Source organism: Dietzia sp. CW19 (assembly GCF_014145265.1).
GTDB lineage: Bacteria > Actinomycetota > Actinomycetes > Mycobacteriales > Mycobacteriaceae > Dietzia > Dietzia natronolimnaea.
Genome location: NZ_JAALEE010000556.1, coordinates 271 through 4,327, shown reverse-complemented (window position 1 = coordinate 4,327; position 4,057 = coordinate 271). Strand labels below are relative to the sequence as shown.

Sequence of the window (4,057 nt, the reverse complement as noted above, 5' to 3'; positions counted from 1 at the left end):
GGGCCGCCGGGACCTCCAGGCGCACCCGGATGCGGTCGGAGATGTCGAACCCGGCGCCGCGGCGGGCCTCCTGGATCTCACGGATCCGGTCCTTGGCCCAGCCCTCCGCCTCCAGCTCCTCGGTGACGGTCAGGTCCAGCACCACCAGCCCGGCCCCGCCCGGGAGCGCGGCCGTCGATTCCGGGTCCGCGGCCACGAGGCGGTGTTCGTACTCGCCCTCCTGCAGTTCGACCCCACCGGCGATGACCACCCCGTCGGCCTCGGACCAGTCCCCCGTCTTGGCGGCCTTGATGCACGCCTGAACCTGCTTGCCCAACCGCGGCCCCGCCGCGCGGGCGTTGACGGCCAGCTCCATCCGCCCGTGGGCGGCCACGTCGCTCGTCAGGTGGACGTGGCGCACGTTGACCTCGTCGGCGATGATCCCGGTGAACGGCTCGAGCCTCTCGGCGTCGGGCATCGCCACGGTGAGGGAGTTCAGGGGCAGGCGCACGCGCAGCTGCTTGGCCTTGCGCACGGAGGAGACGGTCGAACACACCGACCGCACGGCCTCCATGGCCTCGACCAACCCGGCGTCGCGCGGGAGCTCGTCGGCGGCCGGCCAGTCCGCGAGGTGGACCGACTCCCGCCCGGTCAGGCCGGTCCACACGACCTCCGACATGAGCGGGAGGAGCGGGGCGGCGAGCCGCATCGTCGTCTCCAGCACCGTGTAGAGGGTGTCGAAGGCGTCGCGGGAGTCCTGACCGGAGGCCTCCCCCGCCCAGAACCGGGAGCGCGACCTGCGCACGTACCAGTTGGTCAGGGCGTCGGCGAACTGTCGCAGTTCGTCGCAGGCGGCGGCGATGTCCGTGGTCTCCAGGGCCTCGGTCATCGCGTCCCGGGTCGTGGCCAACCGGGACAGGATGTACCGGTCCAGCACGTGCGGGGAGTCCGTGCGCCAGGTGGCGCGCTCGGCGGCGTACAGCTGCAGGAAGCTGTAGGAGTTCCAGAGCGGCAGCATGGCCTGACGCACACCCTCGCGGATGCCCTGTTCGGTCACCACGAGATTGCCACCGCGGAGGATGGGGGAACTCATGAGGAACCATCGCATGGCATCGGAGCCGTCGCGGGCGAAGACCTCGTTGACGTCCGGGTAGTTGCCCTTGGACTTGCTCATCTTGAGCCCGTCGTTGCCCAGCACGATCCCGTGGGCGGCGACGTGCGTGAACGCGGGACGGTCGAACAGCGCCGTGGCCAGCACGTGCAGCGTGTAGAACCAGCCGCGGGTCTGACCGTTGTACTCGACGATGAAGTCGCCCGGGTTGTGGGTCTCGAACCACTCCTTGTTCTCGAAGGGGTAGTGGACCTGCGCGAACGGCATGGACCCGGACTCGAACCAGCAGTCGAACACGTCGGCCACCCGCCGCATGGTGGATCTGCCGGTCGGGTCGTCGGGGTTGGGCCGGGTCAGCTCGTCGATGTACGGACGGTGCAGATCGGTGGGCCGCACCCCGAAGTCGGCCTCGAGCTCGTCGAGGGAGCCGTAGACGTCCACGCGCGGGTAGGCCGGGTCGTCCGACTCCCACACGGGGATCGGCGCGCCCCAGTACCGGTTCCGGTTGATGTTCCAGTCCCGCGCGCCCTCGAGCCACTTGCCGAACTGCCCGTCGCGCACGTGCTCCGGCATCCACGTGATGTGTTCGCGATTGAGCTCGACCATCCGGTCCCGGAACGCGGTGACCTTGACGAACCAGGCCGGCAGGGCCATGTAGATCAACGGCTGCCCGGAGCGCCAGGAGTGCGGGTAGGAGTGCTCGATGGTCTCGTGCCGGATCAGGCGACCCGCGGCACGCAGGTCGCGTGAGATGGGCGCGTTGGCGTCGAAGACCAGCTGGCCCGCGTACGGGGGCACCTCGGCGGTGAACTTGCCGTCGGGGCCGACCGGGATGACCAACTCGATACCGGCCGCGTCGCAGGCGTCCTTGTCCTCCTCACCGAAGGCCGGCGCGAGGTGGACGATGCCGGTGCCCGACTCGGTGGTGACGTAGTCCGCCGACAGCACGACGTGCGCGCCGGGGTGGCCGGCGAAGAAGTCGAACGGCGGGACGTACGTCAGACCCACCAGGTCGGCGCCCTTCGCCGTCGCCACCACCTCGGCGTCCTCGCCGAACTCGGGCGCATACACCCCGCGGCGGGCCTCGGCCACCACGAAGCGGCGGCCGGCGAGCTCACCGGAGTTCACCTGCACCACGCAGTAGTCGATGTCGGGGTGGACGGCGGCGGCCAGGTTGGACGGCAGGGTCCAGGGGGTGGTGGTCCAGACCAGCGCCTCGGCGCCGTGGAGCGGGCTGGACTGCGGCGCCTCGAGCGGCAGGCCGACGGTGACCGCGGGGTCCTGACGCATCTTGTACGCGTCATCCAACCGGGTCTCCTGGTTGGACAGGGGCGTCTGCTCGTACCAGGAGTACGGCAGCACGCGGAAACCCTTGTAGACCAGGCCCTTGTCGTAGAGCCGCTTGAACGCCCACAGGACGGACTCGGTGAAGTCGATGTCCAGCGTCTTGTAGTCGTTCTCGAAGTCCACCCAACGGGCCTGACGGTGGACGTACTCCTCCCACTCGTCGGTGTAGCGCAGGACCGACTTCTCGCAGGCCGAGTTGAACTCGGCCAGACCCATGTCGAGGATCTGCGACTTCTCGGTGATCCCCAGCTGCTTCTCGGCCTCGAGCTCGGCCGGCAGACCGTGACAGTCCCATCCGAAGCGGCGCTCGACCAGGTATCCGCGCATGGTGCGGTAGCGCGGGATCACGTCCTTGACGTACCCGGTGAGCAGATGCCCGTAGTGGGGTAGGCCGTTGGCGAACGGGGGGCCGTCGTAGAAGACGTATTCCTCGGCGTCCGCCCGTCTGCGGACGGACTCCCGGAAGGTGTCGCGCTGGTCCCACCGGGCCAGGACGGTCTCCTCGAGGGCGGGGAACGACGGCGACTGTGCCGTGGTGCCGCCGGTGAGGTCGAGAATCGGGTAGGCGCTACCCGTGGCGGTGGGCTCGGTGCTCATGCGGGCGGACTCCTCGCGGTACGGGGCCCGCACGAGTGGGTACCCGTGGGGCCGACAGGCCTGCGCTCGGGGACGATCCGGACACGACTGGCGCGTCCGTCCGCGGTACCACCCCGTTTGACGACGACGGTGCGACGCCCACTCATGGGTCGGGGGCCGGTCGGGCTCCCCCGTTCGGTTCTACTGAGCCGCCCCCTCCACGGGACCGGCTGTTCTTCCGAGCGCTCCCCGGTGATGGCCGGATCGCAGCGCATCCGGCTCACCGCCGGACATGGGGTGATGTTACCTGTCGGCGTGGGAGTCCGCCGCGTCCGCCACCTCTGACGGGTCCCGTCCGGACCCGTCACGCGCGGATCTCCCGCGGATGAGATCCATGACCAGCAGCAGCAGGCCGAGGGCGCCGACCACGATGCAGGCCCACGCCCACCCGATCTGACCGGTGGCGACGGCGGCGACGAGGAAGACGAATCCGAGGATCGTCAGTCCGAGTGCGGCGACGAGCATGCGTTCCTCCTGCCGTGGTGCGTGTCGTGGGGCGCGCCTGTTCCGGGGCGGTCCCACTCCCCGAATATACGTCGGTCCCCGCACCCTGGGCAGGGGCGGGGACCGGACGCGTCGACGCGGGAGGACTACTCGGCGCGGTGGCCGCCGTCCTTCTTGGCACCCTGGTCGGGCGCACCGGCGTTCTCCGCCGGGGCGGCCGGGGCAGCCGATCCGGACTTCCCGAGCTCGGACAGCTGGTTCTCGAGGTAGCTGGTGAGGCGACTGCGGTAGTCCTTCTCGAAGGTCCGCAGCTGGTCGATCCGGCCCTCGAGCACGCCACGCTGCTGGTTGATGGTGGCCATGATCTCGGTGTGCTTGCGCTCCGCGTCGGCCTGCAGGGCGTCCGCCTTGGCCTGGGCTTCCTTGATCTGCTGCTCGGAGCGTGACTGGGCGTCCTTGACGATCCCGTCGGACTTGGTCTTGGCCTCGCCGAGGATCTTGTCGGCCTCCCTGCGGGCGTCGCCGACCATCTTCTCCGAC

Annotated in this window: 2 protein-coding genes and 1 pseudogene; all 3 read right to left on the bottom strand. The window is 69.9% G+C overall.

The window, feature by feature from the left end; translation table 11 throughout:
- Positions 1-3,034, bottom strand: a 3,034-nt coding sequence (gene ileS / locus G6021_RS15665; RefSeq protein WP_182640135.1) for an isoleucine--tRNA ligase, incomplete at its 3' end; no start/stop codon positions are given.
- Between the two features lie 282 nt (positions 3,035-3,316).
- Positions 3,317-3,538, bottom strand: a complete 222-nt coding sequence (locus G6021_RS15660) for a hypothetical protein (protein WP_182618041.1) — start codon at positions 3,536-3,538, stop codon at positions 3,317-3,319.
- A gap of 125 nt (positions 3,539-3,663) precedes the next feature.
- Positions 3,664-4,057 (bottom strand): annotated as a pseudogene (locus G6021_RS15655) (cell division protein); the annotation flags it as partial.